Below are 24546 nucleotides of genomic sequence, written 5' to 3' on the forward strand. Positions count from 1 at the left end.
GCGGTCTGATCGACGGTTAGTGTGTGGCTACAATCTTTGTCGTATTGTAGTATTTTCGAACATGCTGCCTGTCCTCTTGGATAGGTTCAAATCCAAGTCGGTCACGAGGTTGCGCGCATCGCCAGGAGTGGCTTTGTGTTTGGTCGCCACCACGTCGCTCTATAGTTCCTGGAGGGGAATACTCGTTTGACGCACGGTCCGAGCAATTAGCTTCGGTCCGCAAGCTCCTTCTTCGAAAGCGTCTTCAAATCGGCGAAACGCTTTCGGAAGGTTTCACCGTCCGGTCTCGCGCTCGAAAGATCGTCTTCGACACTCTTCATTTTGCTTCGCAGGTCGGCTTTTGTGTTGGCACGTTGAGCGATTGACTGCGCCTCCTGCCAAAACGACAACCAATCCTGCTCGACCTCATCTGAAACATACAGGAGGTGACTACTTGCCGCGATCATGAGGATTTCAGCCTTGTCGAGTTCCTTTTCTTCCCATTTGTGAATGGCTGCCGAACGAAGCGCGTAGAAGTATTGTGCAGCTGCGCCCATGATTTCGCGATTGGCTATCGCATTGAAGTCAAGTGATCGTTTGAGCCGCTCTAGAGATGAGTCTGACTTTTCATCCATGGTCTTAATTTGTAGGCTTAACGTGTGCTGGAGTTTCGCCAAATCTTCAGTGGAAGTCTTTCGCGACATCTCGATACGCGAAGAAACCTCGGCCTGCCGGTTCACTGTGTAAAGTGCCCCGAGCGCTGTTAAACCGGTTCCCACGACCGCTATCAAAGCGCCGATGGCCGCTTTGTCGAAATCGGAAACGCTCGTTGCAGTCATCGCCCCTTTCACAACAACATACGCAAAGGCGAGCGTCATTCCGATATAAGCGATTAATGCCAAGAACAGTAACGCGTTGAATATGCCCAGCAATATTGTGCGGACCCACATCACCACGTTCTCTTGCATTCACCGGAGATGCATCGGCACGCGGGGTTGACGCAATCGTTGTCGGTTCTACAGAGGCCGCCGGATTTTGCTTGGATCAAAGTGCGGCCGTCCTGGAAGCTCTCGGGAACCCATCGGTAGGCGTCCACGTTGCCTCGCGGCAAGGTGTCCAGATCGCCTGCAATCTGTTCTGCGTCCTCCCGTTTGATGTACGGTACGAACAACTGACGCATTTTTCCGCTGCCATCAGTAAACCAGTAAATGCCAGTCCCGGATGCCTGATCGGTCGCGCCTTCGAGCGTTCTTGGGTTTGTAATGTCGACTGCCGGTTGGGTCATAAATTCCTCCATTGCGACGTCGGTCAAATCTGCCTGATCAAAAAGGGGCGATCAGTTTATTCGCCTCGACCATGAATCCTCCACCGAGTGCGGCGATGGAAACCATACTCGGGGTCCATTCGATGCGTGCTCAGCATCATGGCCGCTGCGTCGAGTTCTGCACAGGCTCGCTGTACGCCGGATCGAGTGCCTGGTTTATCAGATGTCCCAGCCGAAACCCTGCCCGACGCACTCGTTCTTGGGCGATGTCCTTGAAAGCGTCCCGGTAGTCCTGGCGGATGTCGACGGATCGTTTTGGCTGGCCTTGTTTGTAGACAACACGATCCTGCGAATATTGGCAGCTGTCGCCAACCTCGATGCAGTACATCACGTCGGGGCGCAGGGTGATCTGAAAGGACTCGTTCGCCCACTGCCACGGGTCTCCGCCGACGATGCCCTTTTCGGCGGTAAGCGTCGTGTTCGCCTGAAGACTATCTACGGCTCGATAGGTGATTGTACGCTTTCCCCAAGTTTTCTTGAAGTCGGCACGCTGTCTGACGTGTTCGAACAGACCGGATTCCAGCAGGCAATTATCCCACACGGCGTGAAGGTTGTCGGGCTTCGGGGAAGTTCCGCCACACTTTCCCTGCAGGTCGACCACGATCCAATTTCCACCGCGGTCATCGGCAAACGAGATATGTAGGGGCTGGTGAATGTCGCCGACCCAGTGGCCGATCGCCATCAGCGCAAATACCCTTTCCTCTTTGGATTTCGACGTGTCCTTGAGAACGTCTAGGTCTCGCTTGATACCTGAGAGCACGCACTCGCCGTTTGCCGGGCAACTGCCGTCCACGATCGACTTTGTTGATCGCTCGACGTTTATGAAGTGATCGTCAGGATGTTGGCGAGGCATCTCATCTTCTTCGAGGCATCCGAGATTGAAGCTTGTATAGTGGCGGTCGGGGAGCTTTCCGCGCCCCTCGACGTCGATGCCGCCTTTGTCGATCTCAAAAAGCGTGCGGAGTTCCTTTCGTGTCGCATCGGTGAAATTGCGATATGCTAGATCGCATACCGTCAGGTGACCGAATTGACCCCAGGCTCGTGCGGGCGCAGTGACCCCGAACAGTGATGCGGCGAGGATGCAGGCTCCCGATATCAAGTTGAAAACGCGCATGTTTACTGATCCCTCATGGTAAGAACAGCAAGCATCAAGCGCCGCGCATAAAAATGCTCGGTGCGTGGGGTCTCAATTGAATTGTAAAACCGAAATGTACGTGTGTAATGCCGTATAACTCGTATCACGAGTGCTGAAGTTGTCAATGCATCCTGTTTGTGGCGCTGAAATACTTGAGGTATTCGGAGGAATACTCGGGCTGCGGTTTGATTGTGGACAATCGCGTCTGCTTCAATTCGCGTACCCCCGCCAAATCCATCGCCGCCGGGATTACATGATCGAAGACCCGAGGATATCTGCAATCCGCGGAGATACCCGGACGAGAGTTCATTTTCTTCTTTCGCCAGTGGAGTTGTTGTCACAATCTAGGCGACGACGCTGCCAGCATCTATCTAGCCTGGACAGGCAGGCAGAAACCCAGGCCCTAGTGCTGACCGGGCCCTCCCATTGCGACCTCTACGTCACGTTTTGTCCGTCAATGCCCAAGTACTCGTCCTGACCCGATGCCCAGCGTATTGACTGCTGTCGCAAAAAAATCGAGTAATTTACTGTGGATACAAGAACAAAGCAAGAATATTAGCTGGCGCGGACGCGTGGGAATGGCTACGAAAATCGACCAACAGATGAGGCTCTGCATTGGTCTATCGTTTCATCCACACCGCCGACATTCATCTCGATTCCCCGCTGAGAACGCTGGCCCTACGTAATGCCGAGCTTGCCGAACTGATTGGCCTGGCGACCCGGCGTTCGTTTGTTCGGATCATCGATCTTTGTCTAGAGGAACAAGTAGACGCGTTGGTCATCGCCGGCGATCTCTACGATGGCGACCAAACGTCGATGAAGACGGCGCGGTTCCTAGCCGAGCAGCTTGCGCGCCTGCACCAGGCAGGCATCAGGGCGTTCATCATCCGCGGCAACCATGATGCGCTTTCTAAAATCACTGCCGAACTTGTAATGCCGGAGACGGTCAAGGTGTTCGATGCCGTGGCTGAAGCCGTCGCCATCGACCGCGCACCGGGCCATTTCCCCGTCGCAATACACGGACTGAGCTTTGCCAAGCCGCAAGCGCCCGAAAGCCTCCTTCGACACTATGCCCTTCCTGTTCCGGACGCAGTGAACATCGGGATCATGCATACCAGTCTCGGAGGCTCGGCGGGGCACGATCTATATGCCCCGTGCAGCGTCCCCGATCTACGGCAAGCAGGGTTCCGGTATTGGGCTCTTGGCCACATTCACAAGAGGTCGTCAGTTGAAGATGCGTCTTGCGCGATTGTCATGCCCGGCATACCTCAGGGGCGTGATATAAACGAGGATGGTCCCAAATCCGTCTCCCTGGTGACAATTAAAGATGACCGCTCGATCCTCATCGAGGAGCGCCAGACAGCCGTCGCCCAGTTCGGGAGACTGGTCGTGAACATATCCAAAGCAGGTGACTGGAAGGACGTGATCCTTCAAGCCAAAGGCAGATTGGAAGACTTTTCTTCCGCGGTCTCGGCCGACCATCTTGTCGCGCGAATCGAAGTCACCGGGTCGAGCGAACTCGCCTGGCGTATTCGACGGGATACCGATCTCCTGCGGGCTGAGCTAGACACGCACGGTGCGGCAATCGGGAATGTCTGGATCGAAAAAGTCGTGACATACCCAGTTGCGCCCCTGCGACCGGATGCACGACCGGGTGCGTTGGATGAACTTGCCGCGATCATCGACAGCGAAGTCCACGGCTCGACCGAATATCGCGAGGAGGTACGCTCGATCGCCGACGAACTGCGGGGTCAGCTCCCGGCAGAACTCCGGGATATCTTCGGCAAGGACGAGGCGTCTTTCGAAAACCTCCTAGCGCAATCCGCCCAAGACGGTGTGTCGCAGGTCTTGGCGCGTTTGCGTGGAAGCGAAGGAGAGTAGTGTGCGCATCAATCGCCTCGACCTCACGCGTTATGGCAAGTTCACCGACGCCGTCATCGATTTCGGATCGTGTCGGGTCGGATCGCCCGACCTCCACGTCATCTACGGTCCGAACGAGGCGGGGAAATCAACCACGTTCGATGCGATCCTCGACCTGATCTTCGGGATCGGCAATACGACGAAATACGGGTTCCTGCATCCCTACAATACCATGCGTATAGGGGCGAACGTTCACGTGGCAGGTCAGGACAGAGACTTCGTTCGCATCAAACGGCCGCAGAACAGCCTGCTCGATCGCGAGGAACGCAGTCTGGCCGACACGGAGATAAGGGCCGACCTTGGCGGGATCGACCGCGAAGCGTTCTCGACGATGTTCTCGCTGGACGACATTACGCTCGAAAAAGGTGGCGAGAACATCCTTGCAAGCAAGGGCGATCTCGGCGAACTGCTTTTCTCTGCCAGCGCGGGCCTTTCCGATCTCAGCCGTCAACTCGTGGCGATCCGCGGCGATGCGGATAGCTTTTACAAATTTCGTGGACGCAGTAGCCAACTGAGCGATCTCAAGGCACGATTGACTGAGCTGAAGCATAAACGCGAGGCTCTCGACCTCCAGGCCACCGAGTATCGTAAAAGGTTGGCTGAACTGCATCGCCTGGACGGACTCTACGATCAGGCATTAGTCGAGCGCGCGAACACCCAGCGGCGAGCTGACGAGATCAACCGTATCCTTCGTGCGCTTCCGACGATGCGGAGGATTACCGGGCTTCGAGGACAGCTCGACGCCCTTGAGTCCGTGTCCGATCCACCGGGATCGTGGAAGCTCGAGCTCCCGGTGATCCGCAAGGACGAAATCGAAATCCGCGTCAAGCTGGACGAGGTTGCCCGCACCGTCGCGGAGATCGAATACGAGATCGGCGAGATCACTGATGACGCCCTTGCTCTCGGCCTTGCGGCGCGCGTCGGAGATCTTACGAAAACGCTGGAGCCAAGATATCTTACGGCACAGGCCGACATCCCAAAGCTTCGTGGTCGGGTTGCGGAGCTCTCAGTCGAAACCCTTCTCCTGCAGCTTGGCAAAACCAACGAAAAAATGCCAGCGCGGCTCGTCCTGGATGCAGCCACCGTTGGCAAGTTTAGAGCGCTCATAAGCTCCAAATCGGGTATCGACGCTCGCCGGACCTCTGCCGCAGAAGAACTTACCCGAGCTGAGCGCGCACTTCAGGAGGAAGACGAAAACATCTCCCGCTTCGAGGAATTCCGTTCTCCGGCGCGGATCAAGGCGTTCGAGATTCTTTCCGTGACAGTCAAAGCGCTGCCGAAATCTGACGACGAGGTTGCGCTCCGTTCCCTGATGCGGCGACGCGAAAACGCGAATGTCGTATTGGCGGAAAGCCTGGCGCAGCTTGCCCCTTGGCGCGGTAATCCGGCCGACCTCGCGGCCATGAGTCTACCGTCGGGCGCAAAGCTGGACGATTGGAAAACACGATACAGGGAGGACCGGGACCGGTCGAAGACGGCGCGCTCCGAACTCGCGCGGCTGGAGCCGCACGCTAAGCGGATGGACGCGGAGATCAACGTCCTGCGCGCGCGGGCAGGGGAGATCGATGAACCTTCGGTCGCGGCGAGCCGGGCCGCTCGTGAGAAGGCATGGATTTCGCATCGCCAGATCATGGACGCACAATCGGCTGACGCTTTCGAACATGCCATGAGAGCCGACGATCAACTCGTTTCGCAGCGGCTTCTGCACTTCGCGGAAGCCAGCAAGTTGGCGCAGTTGATGCTGACCCGAGCTTCCGCGGGTTCTGATATCGAAGCAGCCCACGAGCGCATTGAACAGGCCGCACGTTCACTTTCGGAGCTCGGAAGCGAGATGTCCGCAACGTTCGCGTCGATTTCTTCCAGCGCCGATTTCGGCATTGATCCGACAGAGCTGGAAGAATGGCTGCGCAGGAGAACCGTCGCGGTGAGAGCCCGGGACGACATGTCGGCCATCGATCAAGAAGTCGCAGATATTCAGGATAGGGCTCACCAATCGAAGAAACAGTTGCTTGCCGCCGTCAAGGGAGCAGGACTGACGGTCAGCAGCGACGCCGATCTTGCAACGCTGTTTGCCGTCGCCGAGGAAGGACTGGATGCCTTCTACCTAGCCATGGATCAAGCAGACCGTCTGGAGCGACTGAAAGAAGATAGCGTCGCTCGCAGACGCGCGATGAACGATGCACTGAAAGCCGCGCACGAATGGGACTCAAGCTGGTCCGAACTGTGCAGCGGTTGCTGGCTGGGGGAGGCATCCGCATTTCCGAAGGTCGATGCAGTCAACGGAATCCTCCACGTTCTCGAGAAGCTCGCGTCCGCGATCGAAGCCAGAGACGGCTTGGTCGATCGAATCCAGAAAATGGAGAAGGATAGCGCCCTGTTCGAAGCTGCGGTCTTCGAGCTGTGCGATAGACTGGAAATCCAGAAATCCGCCTCCCTCACCGAGCTTACCCGGATGATCTCAGACAGGGTCAAGGCGGCCGAGCGAAGCCAGGAGCAGCGCGAAAAGCTCGCGCGTGATCGCGATAAGAAGCACCAGGAAGAGCGTGCAATTCTGGTCGGCAAGGACGTACTCGGTATCCAGATAGGGAAGATGACAGCGTTCTTCGGCTGCACCACCCTGGACGAAGTCGAAACCTTCATTGAGCTGTCGTCGAAACGGCAGGCGCTGCGGAATTCCACAGCCGAGCTGGAACAGGAACTGGTCGAGATCAGTGTTGCGAACGACATCGGCGACGTCGAGGAACGGCTCGCATCGGCGGATAGAGAGGACTTGGAAGGTCAACTCGCACTGTTGACACCAATCCTGGAAGACCAGGACAGAAAATGTCACGACGTCTTCCATGAGCGGTCCACTATGCAGAAGGCACTCGATGCGATCGGAGGGGACTCCGTCGTCGCGGAAATCGAAGAGCAGCGACGCACCATTTTGCTGGAGATCGAGGAGCGAGCCGGTCGTTACCTAGAGCTTCGCGCGGGGATAACCGCTGCCGAGCAAGCATTGAGGCTCTACAGGGACCGCCATCGAAGTGGGATGATGACAAGAGCCTCGGAGGCTTTCCGGATCATCAGCCGCGGAGCCTACACAGGTGTCGCCGCGCAACCCGGTAAGGATGGCGAAATCCTGATCGCGATATCTGCGAGCGGAGGTTCGAAGGCCGCCGACGAACTATCCAAGGGCGCGCGCTTCCAGCTCTATCTTGCGCTGCGGGTGGCCGGGTATCACGAGTTCGTGGCCAACCGTGCTCCCATTCCTTTCATCGCAGACGACATCATGGAAACATTCGATGACTTCCGCGCCGAGGAGGCCTTCCGATTGTTTTCAGAGATGGCCGGGCACGGGCAAGTGATCTACCTTACCCATCATCAGCATTTGATCGATATCGCCAGAAAGGTTTACCCAGGTGTCCGGCTGCACGATCTGGCGACGATCCAGTCGGCATCGAGGCTTGGCGGGATTGCGGCGGAGTAGCCGGTCCTTTGACACAAGCCGCCTCCGTTTAGGGATCCGTCGTCAGAAGGTCCAACAACTCCGCATTCTCCGGCCTGTGCAAATCCTGGTCGAGGGGCTGGCGTGAGATGAGCGCTGTCAGCTCGCACGTTGACCACGATGCTCTATGCCGTTTCGAATAGTGTCGCCATCTTGGGGACGGAAATGCGGCTAACGGTCTTCCCCTGGTGTTTTTGTCGACATCGCGCATCCAGTCCGATCGACGTCCACTGCATGGCCGTCAGCCGTTCATCCAGGACAAAAGCGGCGACGATCGCGGCGATGGTAGTGCGCGCCGGCTTCGCGCTGGCTACCTTCATCTGACTAGAACTTTGGTTGGCTCGATCCATTCTGCGCTTTATTCGCTGTGTTGTTGTCGCCGACGGAGGCGGCACTGGATCACGACTTCATCGCATCGATATACGAAGCAGCTGTCGTGTGCCCGAACTCTGGAAGGGGCGGGGCTTGCTGGATCAGTTGGCGCGCCGCAGCTACGCGCATGACGCCGTGCTGATGAGTGTTTCGCCTGACCGCGATTTCCGATGGATTGGAAACGACTCCGCCATTCCGAAAATGCACGTTTATATCGAGGAAGGCTGGGGCGCCAAGAACCCCGTACCTGCTGAGTGAGCAACGAAACCGGAGATTTTCCGAACCGCGCCTTCTTATGGACACCGACATCATGACTCAAGAGGAAATGATGGCGAGCGAGTACTATCAGGGGTTCATGCGTCCCCACGGCTGCTTCTGGCACACCGGACTCAAGGGTCATGGCAATGCCGGTCGCAAACGGTAAGAGCGGTGGGTGTGGCTGGAGGGAGAGGGGGAGGGGTGTTCGTGGCGGGTTGAGGTTGTCGGAGAGAGGCTCTGGCAAGCCCGCCACGGACAAACGATATGGCACAGCCCATTCAGAAAATCACGCTCAATGCCGGACGGGACATCCCTTTCAATAAGCTCGTTCTCAGCCAACAGAACGTGCGCAAGACCAAGGCGGGCGTTTCGATCGAGGAACTTGCCGAGGACATAGCCCTTCGCGGGCTGCTGACCAGCCTGAACGTGCGCGCCGAAGTCGATGGCCACGGCAATGAGACCGGCATCTATCGTATTCCGGCGGGCGGTCGCCGCTATCGCGCGCTGGAGCTGCTGGTCGCACAGAAGAAACTGTCGAAGACGGCGGCCATTCCCTGCATCGTAAGCAAGGGCGACACCCTCGAAGTGGAGGATTCGCTTGCCGAGAACGTCATGCGCGTGGATCTTCATCCGCTGGACGAGTTTCGGGCCATCATGACGCTCCGCGAACAGGGGCTCGACGAGGCAGAGATCGCCGCCCGCTTCCATATGTCGGTCGCAACGGTCAAGCAGCGCCTGCGGCTGGCTTCGGTCTCGCCGCGTCTCCTCGAGCTCTACGCCAACAACGAGATGAAGCTCGGGCAAGTCATGGCGTTCTCGATCAGCAATGATCACGTTCGACAGGAGCAGGTCTGGGACACGATCTCGCGGTCGCACAATCAGGATGCCTACTATATCCGCCGGATGTTGACCGAAACCGCAGTCCGAGCTTCCGACCGCCGAGCGGTCTACATCGGTATTGACGTCTATGAGGCAGCCGGCGGGGTCGTCATGCGCGACCTGTTCGAACAGGACAATAGCGGATGGCTGCAGAATCCGGCGCTGCTCGAACAGCTCACGCTCGAAAAGCTGACCATTGAGGCCGAAGCATTGAAAGCCGAAGAGGGCTGGAAGTGGGTCGATGCGGCGTTCGATTTCCCCTATGGCCATACCTCCGGTCTTCGCCGGTTCTACGGCGAACGCGCCGACTATAGCGAGGAAGAGCTTGCGCGGCATGGTGCATTGAAGGCGGAATACGACAGGCTCGACGCAGAATACGCCGAGGCGGAGGAGCACTCCGAGGAAACCGAGATGCGGCTGGAGGAGCTCGGTAGCGAGCTGGACGCCATCAACGACCGGCCCTACGTCTTCGATCCGGAAGACGTTGCCCGCGGCGGCGCCTTCGTCTCGCTCGCCGCCAACGGTGAACTGCAGATCGAACGTGGTTTCGTGCGGCCCGAAGACGAACCCGTCGCCGAGCCGGAAAGCAGTGATATCGGTGACGGCGCCGGTGATGGTCAAAGCGACAATGACGCCGTTGCGGTCTCGGTAAACGGCGCCATCTCGATCAACGGCAAGCCTGTCGGCGTCGAAGAACCGGAGGAGGACGACGATAGGTTTCGTCCGCTCTCCGACCGCGTCATCGAAGATCTAACGGCCGCCCGCACCGTTGCGCTGCGCAATGCGCTGGCGAACGATCCCGTGATGGTCTTCATCGCCGCCCTGCATGTCGCGGTCCTGAAAATCTTCTACAGATACGGGGCTGACTCGTGCCTTGAGATCACGCTCCAGCACACTGCGTTCGGCCAGACGCAGGGGCTCGGCGACACGGTCTGGGCAAAGGAGATCGAACAGCGGCAGGAATCCTGGGGCTATGATCTTCCCGGCAACGCCGACGAGGTCTGGAACTATCTGACGGCGCTCGACCAGGATAGCCGTATGGCGATGTTTGCCCATTGCGTCTCGCTGTCGGTGAACACAACCGTGCAGGCGTGGAACCGGCGCGCCAAGGAAAATGTCCACGCCAGGCAGCTTGCCCATTCGCTCGGCTTCGGCATGGTCGCGGCCGGCTGGACGCCGACGGTGGACAACTATCTCGGCCGCGTGACCAAGGCGCATATCCTGCAGCCGGTCCGCGAGGCGAAGGGCGAGCAGTCGGCGCAACTCATCGATCATCTGAAGAAGCCCGACATGGCGCGCGAAGCCGCCCGGCTTCTGGAAGGGAGCGGATGGCTCCCCAAAGTGCTGCGGCTTCCAATGGATCAACTCCCCGCAGAGGCAAAGGTCGATGCGGCGGCGATCGACGCCATTGTCGATGACAATATCGCCGAAGTCGCCGCGGTCGATCTGCCAGCCTTCCTGACGGAAGCTGGGGAAGCTGAGGAAACGGTCACCGACCCGATCGGGGACGAAGACGAACATCTCGAGGCCGCCGAATAGCCACCCCACCCTCGCTCGCGAAGCCCGGCCGCTGCGCCGGGCTTCTCCGTTTTCAGGAGCAGAGTGACGCCTGCCTATGCAATTGCAACGACCTAAACCTGCCAACAGGGCGACGACCCGCCGTCCGCATCAATCTTCCTGCGCGGCCGGCAGGGGGACGGATGCGGCCAGCCAAAAAGGGAGAGCCGGGCCGGGGAGAAGGGCGAGCCGGTCGGTGGAGAGAGAGCTGCTCGGCCTCAACTCTGTTGCCTCTCTGGAGAAAGATCGATGTCGATATCCGAAGTCACACCCCAAACTGCTTCCATCGTCCCCGACGAGCGCCGCCTGGAATTCCTGCCAACCCTCTTCGGGCGCTCGCTCCTGATCATCGGCGAGAACGCGGTCTACAGCCTCATGGAGCAGCTCAGCCCTCTCGACTATGGCGGCGGGTTCTGGGATTTCTACGAGCGTGAGGGCAAGCCGCTGTTTCTGGCTCCGAGATCCAAATCGCGTTTCAGGATCACCGGCGAAATCACCGGGTTTCAGGGGGAAGTCTCGGCGGAAGCTGCCGGGATTATCGCCACGCTTTTTGCCTTCTCGCATCTCTCCTTCCAGCATCAATCCGAGCATCTCTCGGAAGGTTATGGCCGCCTTTACTCCTATTCGGCTGACCACCCCGAAGCCGCGGAGATCTTCCAGGCGATCGATTGACCAGTGCCCTGCGTCGCCCTCCGCCGGCGCGCTTGTTTGTCCAGCCCGGATTGCCCTGTCGGCCAGGTCTTACAGCCGCAATCCATCATCCACCTCACCAGCTCGGTTGTAGCAAGAGCGGTCAGCCGGGCTCTTTCGTTTCAGGAGACTTCATCATGAACACCGTGATTTCCTACCCGCCACCGGCATCGTCTGGATTCAAGGTCGATATTTCCCGCGGCGAACGCATCAGCCGTGTTTCGTCGGAATGGTTTTCGCGTCCTGACGACGAGCGCTATCTGTCGCTTTCCGATCTTCATTGCGCAGTCAGCGCGAGAACGGAACGCGCTCGCGTCCGCACGGTCGGGGCCGCCGAAATCCGCGTCGAGGCAACCCGCGACAATGCCGAACGCTTGTCCTTGGTCGTTCCCGGCGAGCGCGAGCCGTTGGCACCGACGCACTGGAGCTACGGTCAGCTCTGCAGCCTGGTTGGCGCACCTGCGAGCTATATGCGCCAGCTGCCCGCGCCGCTGGCGGCGATTAATCTCCAGCACGGGCTCCTCAATCATAACGCCGAAATGGTCAAAACGCTCGAGATGGACGACGGCCGCCTTGAACTGCGGGCGGTGACCGGTCCGGAATATGGTCGCATCTGGGATAGGGATTTGATCGCCGCGATCATGAACATTGCCGGGAACGGCACAGGCGACACGATCTGGAAAGTTCCGGGCCTGCTCGACTGGTCTGCGATGACCCACAATCCCTTCGTCGACATCGCGAAGGACACGACGACGCTCTACGCCAGCGATCGCGACGTCTTCGTCTTTCTTTGCGATGACACCCATCCGATCGAAGCCGGTCGATTGGCGAATGGCGAACCTGATTTGTATTTCCGCGGATTCTATGCCTGGAACTCAGAAGTTGGTTCGAAAACTCTAGGAATTGCAAGCTTTTACCTGCGAGCAGTGTGCGCCAACAGGAATCTCTGGGGGACCGAGAATTTCGAAGAAATCACCATCCGCCACTCAAAATTCGCGAGCCAGCGTTTCGCCCACGAAGCGGCGCCGGCGTTGACGAATTTCGCCAAGTCCTCGCCCGGGCCGTTCGTCGCCGGCATTCGTGCCGCCCGTGAGCGCATCGTCGCTCGAAACGAAGACGATCGCTTGGAGTTCCTGCGTAAGCGCGGTTTCTCGAAGGCCGAAACCGGCAAGATCATCGAGACTGTTCTCAGCGAGGAGGGGAGGCCGCCCGAGAGCATTTTTGATTTTGTTCAGGGTATCACTGCGCTGGCACGGGGAAAGTCGCATCAAGACACGCGGCTCGAACTCGAAGGCAAAGCGAAGAGACTGCTCGAAAGCGCCGCCTGACTGCCGGCTCGGCCGCATGCGAAGCAGGAGGCTTATATCGCGCGCCGCAAGGCGAAGCGACATTTCTACATGGATGGATGGGTGGTTCTGAAGCCGGTGTATGACGTGATCAAGCGCTGATGTCGGCGCCGCTCTTTTCCGCCACCGCTTCAACGCCGAGCAGGCGTCGGGGAATCATCCTCTCCGATCGCCTGTTCGGCGGCGACTTGGTCGCCGGCCGCTTTCAGATCAACCTTTTCCCAGATTGACGGTTCTAGCCGGGACAGGTGATGCCGGTTCTTGATCTCCACAGCGAACGGTTTCTTCTCATGTCATAGCAATCCACTGCACAGAGCTTGAAAAGGTCGAGGTGCTCTTATTCGCTCCGTTCTGTCAACGCCCTGCCAATCGGCGCATTTCCGGCATATGGAGCAAACGGCGGCGTTTCCCACCGCTCGCCGTTGCCGGAGACAAGCAAATTAAACATGTGACACCCCCGGGCTTCACGCCGCCTTCTCCATGGACCACTGCACGCGCGCGGCGAGAAACGCGGCAAACGTTTTCACATTCATATTGCCGCTCGCCTCCTCCAGCCCTGCGAGATAGGCCTTCCTGTCATCGACTCTGACGACGGTCCAGGGATAGCCGCCCGACGCCAGCATCGCGTTCATGAGGAACCGCGCCATTCGCCCGTTGCCATCGGGATAGGGGTGGACATAGCCTACAAGCCAATGCCCCAGCACCGCACGCACTGACGCCTCATTCTCTGCTTCCAGTAGGTCGAACAGCCCATTCATGCCATCGGCCACCGCTTCGGTACGCGGCGGCACGTGCTGCGAGCCGCGCAGGTACACAGGGTGGTTGCGATATCCCGCAAGCGCGCTGGCCTTGAGGATGCCGGCCGTCACTGATGGCGCGAACAGCTCCCGGTACCACTCCCGGTGAGTGTCCCGCGTCAACGTGCCGGCCGGCTTGCCGTTGATGATCGCGGCAACTGAATCTTTGACCTTTTGGAATGCGAGGTAGTAGCCACGCGCGGCGAGTGCATCCCGGTTCTTGCGGTCCTCTTCATCGATCTCCGGATTCCAGCTCCCCTCGCGCACCCGGTCAATGAGTTCCGGGGTGACGCTGTACCCTTCTATCGAGAGCGAATGGTAGGCATCGTTCTGATAGATATCCTCGACGAACTTCATGTAGGCGTCTTTGTCCGCCGGCAACCCCGGCGCTTTCGGGAATATCTCAATCACGGCTTCGCGCTGCGATTCCCATATCGCGCGCAGGCGGGCCGCCAGCGGGGGTACTCCTGCTGCAATGGTTGTCACGCCCGTCTGCCCGGCGAAGGGGTCTGACTCGCGAACGTCGTACCCGGTCGCTTTGAAGGCCGCCAGGATTTCATCGGCAAAAGCATCGCGCCCGACGCGGCGGAAGGCGCCCGCAAGCCGTCCCGCCACGGTAGAATGGCCACCATCAAGCAGCAGGGCCAGCACGGTTGATACGTCGCGCACGGACGCCATGGCGACCTGCATCTCGATAGGCGCGCGCTGAAAGAACGCTTCCGGCACTCGAATAAGGGCGGCCTCGACAGTGAACACACGCTGGCCGTTTTTCTCTGTCAGTTCGGCTGGCATCTCCTTGACCTTGAGGTCATAGAGCGAAGTGCCGAACAGCAGGTCGATTTTGTTGTTCGTGCCTTTTGGGGTGTTCACCACCACCTGAGGCGGAATAGTGGGCGCTTCCGCGTGCAGAAGCAGCGACTGCTCCGGTGACAGGAACCAGTCCTTGCCAAACCGATCATTGCAGTAAAGGGAGCAGAACTTCCAGAAGCTCGCATACCAAGGGGTGGTGTCCTGCTGCTGTGCCTGCGGGCCGGTCGACATGAGCCAGCCCTTGATGACATCGCGCAGGAACCCGTTCTGCAGCAGCCGCTCCCGGTGGACCCGGGTCAGTTCATCTGACTTGAATATGCGCCGCCCGCCGCCCTGCAGCGCTTTGAGGACGGCCAGTGATTCCGCGAGTTTTTCATGGGGCTTTGCCATGGGCCGTGCCTTTGCAAGTTTTCAGCGTTGTGTATTTACAAGTATATAGTGCTGATACGTGATAAGTCAATGATGATGTGTATTTGCAAGTTTTTTAAGTCGTGAGACAACAAGTTTTTTATGCGATAATCGAAAATGTCACAATGAAATTATAACTTTGATAGTGTTTCTATAGCTAGTTCTGCGCGAAGGATCGTCACCCTTTCGGCGTAGCCTCCCAGCGGAGCAGAAGCTCGGGGCAGAGCCTAGAGCCTGACCCTCTGAAGCCCTTGCGAAGAGGGACGCGCCTCTTTGAAAAACTGTCTCTTTGTGCACCGTAGGTACCCGCAAACGAGAATTCTCAAAGAAAAGACGCGCCCTACCTCTCCCTTCCGCCACTATCATTCCTGCCACGCCCCAGATGCTCTTTGCTCACCTCAAACGCATTCTACGAATGGCCCGTCTGAGGCTGAGAGGACCATGCGGTGCGCGCGACGAATTCCTGCTTGCAGCAGTCGCTCAAAACCTCAGGATGCTGGCGAAACTCAGGCCCCAAAGGTCGCCGCACCCCGTCATAGCGGCATGGCTCAACACCTTGCGCTGGGCGTAGGGTCAATAACCGATAGCTACTCACGAAAAGACGTCCGCACAGTGCGACGAGCGAATAATCCGCCGAGTTTTCAACGATATCCGCCGAGAGCGGCAATGTGCAGTGCGCGCCCCGCATTCATCGACGACCGCGCGCCCGTCGGCCAATGACCGCAAAGGGTGCCGCAAGCGGTCGTTGGTGGCAATTGCTACAAAATTCCGCGCATTTGCGGATCAAGGCAGGCGGGGGATTTCGCCTTCGGCCACCCGCCAGACCCAAGGTGTAATCTCGGGCCGCGCCTCGATCATGTCCGCAAGGGCTTGCTCATAGTCGTCTCCGGCGCTCGCCGGCACGATGAACATCGCGATGGGAGCGGGTTTCTGTTCCGGCAATGTCACCGACACGATCGGCGCGTCGCGCGGCAGATTGAAACGCAATCCTTTGACGCTCTTTCGCTTGAGGTGGCTCAGCTTTTCCAGAAGCCGCAGCTCGTGAATATCCTCGAACGGCAGCCATTGCTCGTTGACCACCATCAGCGCGACCTCTTCGACTCCCGCAATGCCGGCGGCCGAAATGCCAAAGGTGGCGATGACAATCAGATGGAACACCTCGTTCGAGCGCCACAGTTCGAGCTCTGCCTCATGGCGCGCGGCGAGCCGTCGCCATGCGCTCTCCTCGATCATCAGTGGAAAGGGCATATGCCGCACGACGATCCTTTGGCCCTCGCGTGCCGCGGAGAACTCCTTTACCTCGGCCACGATCATCATCAGCTTGCGTGGACCGGAGCCGGTCGCCTGTACGCCCTTGAGCGCCGCAGCGCGCCGGACGGCGATCCCATCCTTGTCGTCGGCATGAAACACTTCCGGCACGAAGAGCATTTCGCTCAAGATCGCGCCTCTTGCCGTCATTTGAGCGGCCGCATTGCAAAGGCTTGACCGCACCCGACCCCAGCCACGTTTGCCCGACCAAGTCGAACGCCATTCGGTCAGTTCACCCGCTTCCCAGAGATAGTGCAGCATCGCCCGTAGCGACAAATTCCTCGGCTCGCTGCGAATGCTGTGTTCAGACGATTCCGCCGGTGTTCTGGGGGTGGCACGAGGCCCGCGCTTGGTTAGCGAAAAGTCCAGTTTCAGGTTGGCCTTGCCGTTCGCATCGATCTGGATCGCGTTCCCGACCAGTGCCCCAAGGCCGGAAAGCTCGTAGGGGGGCTCATAGGAGTGGCAGGCAGGATCATGACCCCGTCCCGATAGCGGCATCCGCTTGATGAGATACAGGTCTTCGACCCGCGCTATATACATTGGCGCTGGCGGCTCCCTGCACATGCACACCGGACGCAGCCGCTGCTCGTAGGCATGCGAGAGGAAACCCCGCAAATCGGGCGAGGATTCCTCGATCACCCGATCGCCAATCTTGAATGTTCGCACCTCTGTTCTCTCCGTTCCTTCGGCGAAGCTACACGGCCATGACGCGTTTTACTATCGGAAATTCGTCAGTAAAATGTCGCGATGTGGGTGAGGCCTGCCTAGGGATGTGGCTTCCGCCTGCGCAAGGCGATGAAGGAGACACATTGGAGCCCCGCGGCGGAGAGTGAGAGATTGGCGAGGAGCGGGCCGGGCCGGAGGGGAATCTTTCGGGGCGCCAGCCGCAGGGTTCGTACCGATGGCGCGAATTGATCGTCCTTTTGCCCTGCGCAAGCCGGGCTTTTCCCGTTCCAGGAGGATAGAATGCCAATACCCAGTATGACGCGGCCAACTTCGATACCCTACAGTGCGCAGTTGCAGGCGGCCGCATGACGGTGAAGAACCGACGGCTGGTCTATACCCATCCGCTCACCGGGGCGCAGTCGCACCTATTGACCATCGAGCGCATGGACGGCAACCAGCCGATGCAGCTCCCTGACGCGTTGTGCGTCCGGGTGATGAACGACTATCGGATCGGGCTCGTCGGCTTCAGCGACGGTATGCGCGACAGGCTGCGATCCCTCGGCCTGTTCTCCGAGATGGTTGCCTGGAAGGTCCGGTTGTTCGTCCTGGCGTCAGATGACGGGCAGGCGGCGCTGGCGCGCCTCATCGAATGACATCGCATCATCGATGTCACCGGCCGAGGTTGACCGCCATGCTGTCCGCGTCTGAACTGGCGGATCGTCTCGCGCATCATGCGGAGGCGGTCTGCCGTCATTACCTCTCCGCCGGCCGTAAGGCCGGCAATTACTGGATCGTTGGTGACGTCGTCAACAGCAAGGGCAAGTCGCTTATGTCCATCTCACCGGCCCTCGCAGGGGCCGGTGGACGGACGCTGCGACGGCTCAATACGGTGACCTGCTCGATCTGGTGCGCGAGACCTGTGGACTGGTCGATTTCCGGGACGTCGCGGAGGAAGCGCGTCGCTTCCTTTGCGAACCCAATCCGGCGTCGCCCGAAAAGGGCGATACTCTGACCGACCAGTCCATCGACAGACCGGCGGCGGAACGCGCAAGACGCCTGTTCCGCATGACGCTGCCGCTCTCCGGCACGCTGGCCGACAGCTATCTGCGCCAGCGCTGCATTCTGCGCGCGCCGCTGCATTCCGCGCTTCGCTTCCACCCGTCTTGTTACTACCGGGATCTCGTCAGCGGCAGCACTAGCACCTACCCGGCGCTAATCGCCGCCGTGACCGATCACGCCGGCACGATCACCGGCGTGCATCGCACCTGGCTCGACCCAGATGGCGAGGGAAAGGCGAAGGTCGACGATCCCCGCCGCGCGCTCGGCGGGCTGCTGGGTAATGCCGTGTGCTTTCGCTTTCCCGTCCATGCTTCCGTTCCGGTAATGGCCGCAGGCGAGGGGCTCGAAAGCATCCTGTCCCTCTCACACGTGATGCCCGGTATGCCGATGGTCTCGGCGCTGACGGCCAATCACCTTGCCGCCTTCCGGCCGCCAACCGGGTGCCTGCGCCTTTACGTCGCCGCCGACGCCGATGCGGCCGGCCGGCACGGCATTGAGGGATTGAGCCGCCGTGCGCAGGTGCTCGGCATCCTGCCGCTCGTCTTGACCCCGGAACTTGGCGATTTCAACGAGGATCTACGCCGGCTTGGCCCTGACCGGCTCCTTGCAAATCTCCGCGCCCAGCTCGCGCCCGAAGACGCGCAGGCCCTCCTGCCCGCGTGTGGCGGGCGTGAATGGAGGACGGGTGCGGAGGCGCCGTAGTGGGAGCGCTGGTGCCATGACGATCTCGGTTCCGGTGAGGCGCGCGCCTGCGGGCCTGCCGAGAGGCGACCCTTACCAGGCGGTTGTCGGGCCTTCAGCGGGTCGGTCAGGTTTCTTCCCCGCGCCGGCCTTTTGCTCCTCATCGGCTGCTGCGAAAATCGGTTCCCGCTTTTCGGCCGATGCGGGAGCCGGCGCTCCTCGCGGCCCAAGAAACCCGCCCTCAGCCGCCCGGCGCTCACGCTGGGCCACTTCGCTACGCTCGCGGTTCCGGCCCGCCCGCCGCCTGGACAGGGATCGCCGTCAGGCCGCGAGAGGCGTGGCCCAAACCGACGGAGATCATCATGAACCTGACGCTTCCCATCGACGACACTTTCGAACCCCATCACGCGTCTTCGCCCACCGACCGCTTCATCTACGAGATGCAGATCTACGGCCACCGTCCGTTTCAGGACGAGCCGGACCCGCGACCACTGCCCGAGGAGCCGGTCGTGCAGTCGGCGCTGACCGCGATGTTTTCCGCCATGTTCGAGATGCTCGGCGATACGCGGCTGGAGCCCGATCTCGAAGACCTGCTCTGGTCGACGGTCAACCTCTTCCACCGCGCCGGCGAGCGCATCCAGCGCGAGCTTCAGCGCAACGAGGATGCTCAGCGCACGGGTCAGCGCGAGCAGGACGGTTCCGAGGTGAAAAGCGTTGAGCTTGAACGCTATGTCGCCGAAGGCATCACGCTCCTCGAGCGCCGCAACGCCTTCGAGTTCATGCGCGACTATGCAGCCGATCTCTTCGAGGCTCAGACCGGCTCGGCATGGCGGCCGCGCACTGGCTCCAAGGTCAACCACGCCAACATGACCGCGGCGATGATCGCCTCCAGAGATTTCCTCTCTGCCCGCCGGCACGCCGAAAACACAGTGTTGATCCCGGCTGGTACCAAGATCGCCTTCGGCGGCGGCATGGACTACAACGATCACGACAGGATCTGGGCCGCCCTCGACAAGGTCCATGCCAAGCACGCGGACATGATCCTGCTGCACGGCGGCTCGCCGAAAGGCGCCGAACGCATCGCCGCCTGCTGGGCGGAAGCCCGGAAGGTCACTCAGATCGTCTTCAAGCCCGACTGGAACAGGCACGCCAAGGGCGCTCCATTCCGGCGCAACGACGAGATGCTTTCGGTTATGCCATCAGGCGTCATCATCTTCCCCGGTTCCGGCATTACCGACAACCTTCGCGACAAGGCCCGTCGATTGGGCATCAATGTCTGGGAACTCAAAGGAGACGGCGCGTGAGCGCTGTTTTCTTGCAAATCTGGATATTATGGAGATGGATGAAGGAGCAAGGTTATGAGGCAGTTCACAATAGGCGATTTCAACAAGCAGGTGGGCGACGTCACCGACGCCGCTGCCCGCGAACCGGTCGTTGAGTTTGCGGAGAACCATGTGCCGGGAAGCGGCTGCCGCCTCCTCAGGCTTATCATAGAACTCGATCATCTGCCGACCCCTTGTTCCGATCCGGCAGCAGTTGCGCACCAGAGAACTGCTGCCGAACAGCGTCGGCTGGATCGAGAGCCGATAGAAGCGGGCCATGTTCCGTGTCGGGTCAATTCGGTAGAGTAGTGTGATCTCGGTTTGTGCGTCCATGGCTGGATCATGGCTTCGTGCCATTTGGTCGTCCAACGACTTTCCTGAATCGGCCGCGCTGGATCGATTCATGTCTGTGATCGATCCACGCTCGCCTCTCCGCCTCAAGCCAGCGGCGACCTTGTGGTCGCTGCCTGCCGTGATCATCGAAAGGGAAGGCCGGTCTCGGGGATCGTGACAGCCTGCATCGTGCGGGTTCGTCCGAAGCAGCTCACTGTTCGCAGGCCAACTGCCTCCGACAACGGCACGCGTTATCGAAGGAACCGCACAGAAGCAGTGGTTTCCGGTCTTCAAAACATGCTCGCAGAGGGATGCGGACGAAGCGGCTTCAGCGGCAATTCGGCATGGTAGGTCTTTGGAGGATGACGCCGGTCGGGTGCAGCGCTCGCCCGTTGGCGGAGACCAGCGAAGGCGACGTTACACGGATCGTGCCAGCTGCCGGTTGCAGGTACTCGCGGCGCCGGGTGGCAATCGGATGGCCATGAGTGGTTCTTCCGTTTCGGCCGCGGTTCGGGACCATTCCCGTTCTCTTGTGTCGCCTTTCTAAGGGACCGGCCGCTATCAGCGTCAACCCGCAAGGGGTTCCCCTCCGCTTCGCTCCGGTGACGCCTGCGGCACGGCCCCTTCTTCGGGCGCCATCGGGAATGGTCCCGAGCAACCGAAGGAGAAAGTCCCATGGCCACCACGATCGCAACCCTGACCACCAAGACTGACGGCACCCTCGAAGGCGTGTTCGCGACGATCCGGGTGAACGCCCCCATCGCGCTCATCCCCAATGCCAACAAGGCAAGCGAGGAAGCCCCCGACTACCGCATCATCCATCGCCGCACCGGCTTCGAGATCGGTGCCGGCTGGAACCGCATCGCTCGCCAGACCGGCGAGGAATACCTCTCGGTGAAGCTGGAGGCGCCCGAGATCGGCGTCATCTTCGGCAACGTCGCTCCGGCTCCCGGCGGCGACCCGAACCGGAAGGTCATCCTCTGGAACAATCCGGCCTGATCCAAGCAGCCGGCTCCGATCCCCGGGGCCGGCTTTCCCTTTCGATGATCAGAACAGGCGGCGGGCTAGACCCACCGCCTGTTCTTGTTCCGGTGCCATACGAGACGTGGGCTGTCTGCTCAGATTTGCAAAGTCTGCCGTGAGGATCGGGCCGCATCAAGGTCACGCGGCCCCTCCAATTTTGCCTCCGCTGCGTTTCACGCCACTCCGGCAAAATCGGTTCCTCCGCGCGCCGGCTCCGCCGGTCGCGTTCCGCGAACCTTGACCCGTCCCGATCCTCACGACCGCCAGCGTCATCTTTCACGTCAACCAGGAGATGACGACGATGACGAACGAACACTACTTCAACATTGCCTGCACCATCGAGGAACTTCGCCGTGAAGCGAAGGAGGCGCAGACCACGGAAGAGCGCCTGGAGATCGAGGTGCAGATGGAAGCGCTTCGGGCCGAGCTTACCGAGCATGCCAAGGAACAGGAGCTGCCATGAGGCAGCTCTTTTCTCATCGAGGGCGAGCCAGACCGACCGGATATCATTCCGTCGACCCTGTCTTCTCCTGTGCAGTCTTTCTGGTGCTTGATGCCTATCGTTAATTCCTTACAAAGCGGTTGGGCCTCGCTGCCCCATCCATGTCTTTCCGCCGGAAGTAGATCGCACGCCCGCAGCGGATTGGGCTATGCCCCTGCACGATGATGATCTGCTCGTCCTTGCGCATCGATTGGGTGATCTCATGCGGCATGATCAGTGGTCGCCGTTGGAAGTTGACGTTCTCCGACTTGCGCGATGCGCCGTTCTTCGCATCCCAACCGATGTTGCGTGAGCTTCCCTTCACCTCGACCGTCATCTCGCCGCACTGCGCCGACACGTTTCGGGCGGTGTCGAGCGCCTTGATTGCCGCATAGGAGGCGAAGGCGCAGCCGTCGATCCATGAGGTCGCGCCGTCCCTTCCGAAGTGCCGCTCCAACTGCCCGACCGACTGGTACATGAGCATCATCGAAATCCCGTACTTGCGACCGCGATCGCGCGCCTCTTCGAGAACCCGCATGTAGCCGAGCAGGTCGCCCTCATCGAGCATGAAAAGCGCCCGGCGCCTGAACCCGCCATCGGCTTGGATCATCGCATTGATCAGGGCGCCGATGATGACCCGGCCGATGCCGGGATAAGACCGCAGGATCGATGCCGGGATATTCAGAAAAACGTCCTTCCTCCCGCTGACGATGTCGCTGGACTTGAAGGCATTGCCGCAGACCAGTGCCGCATAGCTGTCGAGCGAGAGCCATTGCGTATCCTTCGACGCGGTCGAATAGACGCCGGAGAACGTCTGTTCGGTCATGTTCGTGAACACACCCAAGGTTTCGCGGATAAAGGCGGACGCGGAATTCTCCTGAATGTCGCGCAGCATCGCCAGTACCGACGGCTCGGGCTCGGAAACGATCAGGCGCAGGCTGCGCAGGTTTCGCCTTCCGGCATAGTCCGGTGACAGCATGACGTGGGCGAGCAGCCCCGTCAGCAGATTGTGCGCCTGGCTCTGGAAGTAAGAGCCGGTCGAGCTTTCGAAGCGCATGCTTTCCGACAAGAGCATGTGGGCGACACCGACGATGTCTTCTTCTTTCTGTTTCGACGTCTCGATCCCGTCGAGCACGTTAAACCCCATGATCGGGTTCGTCGGATCGAGCACCATGACCTCGCGGCCGAGCACGCGGGTGCGATGTTCGACTACCATCGGCGCGACCTCGGTGGAGGGGTCGAGGCAGATCAGCGGCCCGGTATAGCGTAGCGCCGTCGGCACGACATTGCTGGTGGTCTTGTAGCCGCCCGATCCGGCAAAGAAGAGCATGTGGGTGGAATCGAAATCCTGCCCATAGGTGAGCAACGGGGCCTTGCCACCTTGCCCCCATGTCGAACTATCGTTCGGATCGAAGGGTAGATCATGGACGATTTTCTTGTCGACGCGATAACGCTCGCCGACGACGATCTCACCATCCGGTGGAAACAGTTTTCCGGCCGCTGACATCGAAAGCCAGTCCGCATCGCCGAAGGTCGCACGCCGCGCCCGTTTGACTTGTTCAGGAACGATTGTGGAAGTGCGGGCCGAGACTGCCACGGCCATGAAGCCGCACAACGCGCCTATCACGACAACCATGTCGAGATAGGAAAGAGCATAGTTCCAGGTTGCGACGCCACGCTGAACAGACGGAGCAAGCCGCCTATACTCTCTGAGGCTGTAGAAGCCGACCACAGCCAAAAAGCATAACAGGCTTGTCATGGCGACCGGCCGGCGGCGGTGCATCGGTAAGGCCCAAACCGCCAACAGTCCGGCGAGCGGCCCGAACAAAAGCATGGGCATCGGCGCCGCACGCAGAAACCAATATTCGGCCTTGCCCGACATGCCGGCAGCCAGTCCCGACCATCGCCAGCCGACGATGTAGACGGTGATCGCCGTCACAGCGATTGGCACGAGGACGAGCACCAGGCTCGGATGCATTTTTCCCTTCAATGCCATTCCGCCATCTCCTTGATGCACGCTGTCTCGCCATTCGCGGAAGGCGTCTTGAACGCCTCTACGCCGATATCGCGCAGCCGCCGATGCTCCGGCGAGCCCATTACCACTCTCGCCAGTTCGAGCAGGCCGCCGAGCAGGAACGCCCGGTCGGCCATCGACAGGCCTGTTTTGACGACGATGCCGCCGAGCAGGAATTTTTCCCGCGCCTCCCGTTTGCGGTCAACCGTCATTTGAAACCGCCTCCGGCGTTCCAGTCCCATTATCCGTTGATCGACGCGCCGGAGCAGGTACGCCACCAGACCCCTTCTTCTCTCGGCTGCGAAATCGCGCCGCGATCTCTTCGAAGATCCGATCCACCTCATCGTCTGAGATCTCCATCTCCGCCAGCCCCGACTTCGTGGCGGCTTTGGCAAAGCGCTCGGCGGATTTAACTATCAGAAATCGTCTGCGCTCCCGAAGTTTTTCAATCTGGGCATTGAGATCAGAAATCGATGACTTTGCGGCCATTGGCGATTTTTTCCTCTAGCAAAAATAACCTCAACACGCCGATTATACTAACTAGTATACGGTAGTTAAATAAGCTATTTTGCATTACCCTAAAAACGTCGCAGCCGGAAGTCTTAGCCGTGGCCGTGTTCCGGAAAGGCGGCATCGGCCCTTCGGTCCGATCGGTTTTGAGGGCGCAATATACGTCGCTGTCGCGACGTGCTTGGTC

18 protein-coding genes and 4 pseudogenes are annotated in these 24546 nt (G+C 59.8%); 13 read left to right on the plus strand and 9 right to left on the minus strand.

Annotation, left to right across the window (positions count from 1 at the left end; all coding sequences use genetic code 11):
* Positions 1-206 precede the first annotated feature (206 nt).
* The 3 genes from AC1DUP_RS23720 to AC1DUP_RS23730 form a co-directional block, all read right to left on the minus strand.
* Complete coding sequence (locus AC1DUP_RS23720) at positions 207-947, minus strand: hypothetical protein (protein ID WP_477834888.1); 741 nt, start codon at positions 945-947, stop codon at positions 207-209.
* Entirely contained in the window at positions 929-1264 is a 336-nt protein-coding gene (locus tag AC1DUP_RS23725) for a hypothetical protein (RefSeq protein WP_477834890.1), read from the minus strand. Before AC1DUP_RS23725 ends, AC1DUP_RS23720 begins: the two co-directional genes overlap by 19 nt.
* A gap of 136 nt (positions 1265-1400) precedes the next feature.
* Positions 1401-2417 carry a S1/P1 nuclease gene (locus tag AC1DUP_RS23730; RefSeq protein WP_477834892.1) on the minus strand — a complete coding sequence of 339 codons (1017 nt, stop codon included), beginning with the start codon at positions 2415-2417 and terminating at the stop codon, positions 1401-1403.
* Positions 2418-3053: 636 nt separating this feature from the next.
* Between AC1DUP_RS23730 and AC1DUP_RS23735 the strand changes: the two genes are divergently transcribed.
* The 6 genes from AC1DUP_RS23735 to AC1DUP_RS23760 all read left to right on the plus strand — a co-directional run bounded on the left by AC1DUP_RS23735 (position 3054) and on the right by AC1DUP_RS23760 (position 12929).
* On the plus strand, positions 3054-4319 hold the full coding sequence (locus AC1DUP_RS23735) for a DNA repair exonuclease (RefSeq protein WP_113310854.1): 1266 nt from the start codon (positions 3054-3056) through the stop codon (positions 4317-4319).
* Between the two features lies 1 nt (position 4320).
* Complete coding sequence (locus tag AC1DUP_RS23740) at positions 4321-7827, plus strand: AAA family ATPase (protein ID WP_477834895.1); 3507 nt, start codon at positions 4321-4323, stop codon at positions 7825-7827.
* Positions 7828-8310: 483 nt separating this feature from the next.
* Positions 8311-8475 carry a hypothetical protein gene (locus AC1DUP_RS23745; RefSeq protein WP_477834897.1) on the plus strand — a complete coding sequence of 55 codons (165 nt, stop codon included), beginning with the start codon at positions 8311-8313 and terminating at the stop codon, positions 8473-8475.
* Between the two features lie 264 nt (positions 8476-8739).
* Entirely contained in the window at positions 8740-10893 is a 2154-nt protein-coding gene (locus AC1DUP_RS23750) for a ParB/RepB/Spo0J family partition protein (RefSeq protein ID WP_115038093.1), read from the plus strand.
* A gap of 267 nt (positions 10894-11160) precedes the next feature.
* Complete coding sequence (locus AC1DUP_RS23755; RefSeq protein ID WP_113310857.1) at positions 11161-11583, plus strand: antirestriction protein; 423 nt, start codon at positions 11161-11163, stop codon at positions 11581-11583.
* Positions 11584-11738: 155 nt separating this feature from the next.
* Entirely contained in the window at positions 11739-12929 is a 1191-nt protein-coding gene (locus tag AC1DUP_RS23760) for a DUF932 domain-containing protein (RefSeq protein ID WP_477834900.1), read from the plus strand.
* A 482-nt stretch (positions 12930-13411) separates the two neighbouring features.
* Here the strand turns inward: AC1DUP_RS23760 and AC1DUP_RS23765 are convergent, their stop codons facing one another.
* A complete protein-coding gene (locus tag AC1DUP_RS23765) occupies positions 13412-14944 on the minus strand; it encodes a Fic family protein (protein ID WP_113310859.1) in 1533 nt (510 codons plus the stop codon).
* A gap of 397 nt (positions 14945-15341) precedes the next feature.
* Here AC1DUP_RS23765 and AC1DUP_RS23770 point away from each other — a divergent pair.
* Positions 15342-15533: pseudogene (locus AC1DUP_RS23770) on the plus strand (hypothetical protein); the annotation flags it as partial.
* A gap of 212 nt (positions 15534-15745) precedes the next feature.
* Here the strand turns inward: AC1DUP_RS23770 and AC1DUP_RS23775 are convergent.
* Entirely contained in the window at positions 15746-16936 is a 1191-nt protein-coding gene (locus AC1DUP_RS23775; protein ID WP_477834902.1) for a DUF1173 domain-containing protein, read from the minus strand.
* A gap of 365 nt (positions 16937-17301) precedes the next feature.
* Between AC1DUP_RS23775 and AC1DUP_RS23780 the strand changes: the two genes are divergently transcribed.
* From AC1DUP_RS23780 to AC1DUP_RS23795, 4 genes and pseudogenes are all read left to right on the plus strand, one after another.
* Positions 17302-17589, plus strand: a complete 288-nt coding sequence (locus AC1DUP_RS23780; RefSeq protein ID WP_115038091.1) for a hypothetical protein — start codon at positions 17302-17304, stop codon at positions 17587-17589.
* 38 nt (positions 17590-17627) lie between these two features.
* A pseudogene (locus AC1DUP_RS23785) lies at positions 17628-18697 on the plus strand (DUF7146 domain-containing protein).
* A gap of 341 nt (positions 18698-19038) precedes the next feature.
* Positions 19039-19980: a DUF2493 domain-containing protein gene (locus tag AC1DUP_RS23790; protein WP_477834904.1), complete on the plus strand. Its 942-nt coding sequence runs from the start codon at positions 19039-19041 to the stop codon at positions 19978-19980.
* Positions 19981-20034: 54 nt separating this feature from the next.
* A pseudogene (locus AC1DUP_RS23795) lies at positions 20035-20112 on the plus strand (type II toxin-antitoxin system prevent-host-death family antitoxin); the annotation flags it as partial.
* Between the two features lie 57 nt (positions 20113-20169).
* Here AC1DUP_RS23795 and AC1DUP_RS23800 read toward each other — a convergent pair.
* Positions 20170-20478: pseudogene (locus AC1DUP_RS23800) on the minus strand (WGR domain-containing protein); the annotation flags it as partial.
* A 528-nt stretch (positions 20479-21006) separates the two neighbouring features.
* On the opposite strand from AC1DUP_RS23800, the gene AC1DUP_RS23805 reads away from it, so the two are divergent.
* Together AC1DUP_RS23805 and AC1DUP_RS23810 are read left to right on the plus strand one after the other, a co-directional pair.
* Positions 21007-21330, plus strand: a complete 324-nt coding sequence (locus AC1DUP_RS23805; RefSeq protein WP_113297764.1) for a DUF736 family protein — start codon at positions 21007-21009, stop codon at positions 21328-21330.
* A gap of 325 nt (positions 21331-21655) precedes the next feature.
* The gene (locus tag AC1DUP_RS23810) at positions 21656-21817 is read left to right on the plus strand and encodes a hypothetical protein (protein WP_477834907.1); all 162 of its coding nucleotides are present in this window, start codon (positions 21656-21658) and stop codon (positions 21815-21817) included.
* Positions 21818-21917: 100 nt separating this feature from the next.
* Here AC1DUP_RS23810 and traG read toward each other — a convergent pair whose 3' ends face one another.
* The 3 genes from traG to AC1DUP_RS23825 are packed head-to-tail and all read right to left on the minus strand — an operon-like array spanning position 21918 to position 24338.
* Positions 21918-23831 carry a Ti-type conjugative transfer system protein TraG gene (gene traG / locus AC1DUP_RS23815; RefSeq protein WP_477834909.1) on the minus strand — a complete coding sequence of 638 codons (1914 nt, stop codon included), beginning with the start codon at positions 23829-23831 and terminating at the stop codon, positions 21918-21920.
* Entirely contained in the window at positions 23822-24061 is a 240-nt protein-coding gene (locus AC1DUP_RS23820) for a conjugal transfer protein TraD (RefSeq protein ID WP_477834911.1), read from the minus strand. The genes traG and AC1DUP_RS23820 overlap by 10 nt, the downstream gene beginning before the upstream one ends.
* The gene (locus AC1DUP_RS23825; protein ID WP_477834913.1) at positions 24051-24338 is read right to left on the minus strand and encodes a TraC family protein; all 288 of its coding nucleotides are present in this window, start codon (positions 24336-24338) and stop codon (positions 24051-24053) included. Before AC1DUP_RS23825 ends, AC1DUP_RS23820 begins: the two co-directional genes overlap by 11 nt.
* Positions 24339-24546 lie beyond the last annotated feature (208 nt).

This window comes from Rhizobium sp. 01L419 (genome assembly GCF_056400025.1).

Coding starts and splice junctions, on each gene's coding strand:
- AC1DUP_RS23755 (WP_113310857.1), top strand. CDS start 11,161: ATGTCGATATCCGAAGTCACACCCCAAACTGCTTCCATCGTCCCCGAC.
- AC1DUP_RS23780 (WP_115038091.1), top strand. CDS start 17,302: ATGACGGTGAAGAACCGACGGCTGGTCTATACCCATCCGCTCACCGGG.
- AC1DUP_RS23725 (WP_477834890.1), bottom strand. CDS start 1,264: ATGACCCAACCGGCAGTCGACATTACAAACCCAAGAACGCTCGAAGGC.
- AC1DUP_RS23805 (WP_113297764.1), top strand. CDS start 21,007: ATGGCCACCACGATCGCAACCCTGACCACCAAGACTGACGGCACCCTC.
- AC1DUP_RS23765 (WP_113310859.1), bottom strand. CDS start 14,944: ATGGCAAAGCCCCATGAAAAACTCGCGGAATCACTGGCCGTCCTCAAA.
- AC1DUP_RS23730 (WP_477834892.1), bottom strand. CDS start 2,417: ATGCGCGTTTTCAACTTGATATCGGGAGCCTGCATCCTCGCCGCATCA.
- AC1DUP_RS23790 (WP_477834904.1), top strand. CDS start 19,039: ATGAACCTGACGCTTCCCATCGACGACACTTTCGAACCCCATCACGCG.
- AC1DUP_RS23810 (WP_477834907.1), top strand. CDS start 21,656: ATGACGAACGAACACTACTTCAACATTGCCTGCACCATCGAGGAACTT.
- AC1DUP_RS23760 (WP_477834900.1), top strand. CDS start 11,739: ATGAACACCGTGATTTCCTACCCGCCACCGGCATCGTCTGGATTCAAG.
- AC1DUP_RS23820 (WP_477834911.1), bottom strand. CDS start 24,061: ATGACGGTTGACCGCAAACGGGAGGCGCGGGAAAAATTCCTGCTCGGC.
- AC1DUP_RS23720 (WP_477834888.1), bottom strand. CDS start 947: ATGCAAGAGAACGTGGTGATGTGGGTCCGCACAATATTGCTGGGCATA.
- AC1DUP_RS23750 (WP_115038093.1), top strand. CDS start 8,740: ATGGCACAGCCCATTCAGAAAATCACGCTCAATGCCGGACGGGACATC.
- traG (WP_477834909.1), bottom strand. CDS start 23,831: ATGGCATTGAAGGGAAAAATGCATCCGAGCCTGGTGCTCGTCCTCGTG.
- AC1DUP_RS23825 (WP_477834913.1), bottom strand. CDS start 24,338: ATGGCCGCAAAGTCATCGATTTCTGATCTCAATGCCCAGATTGAAAAA.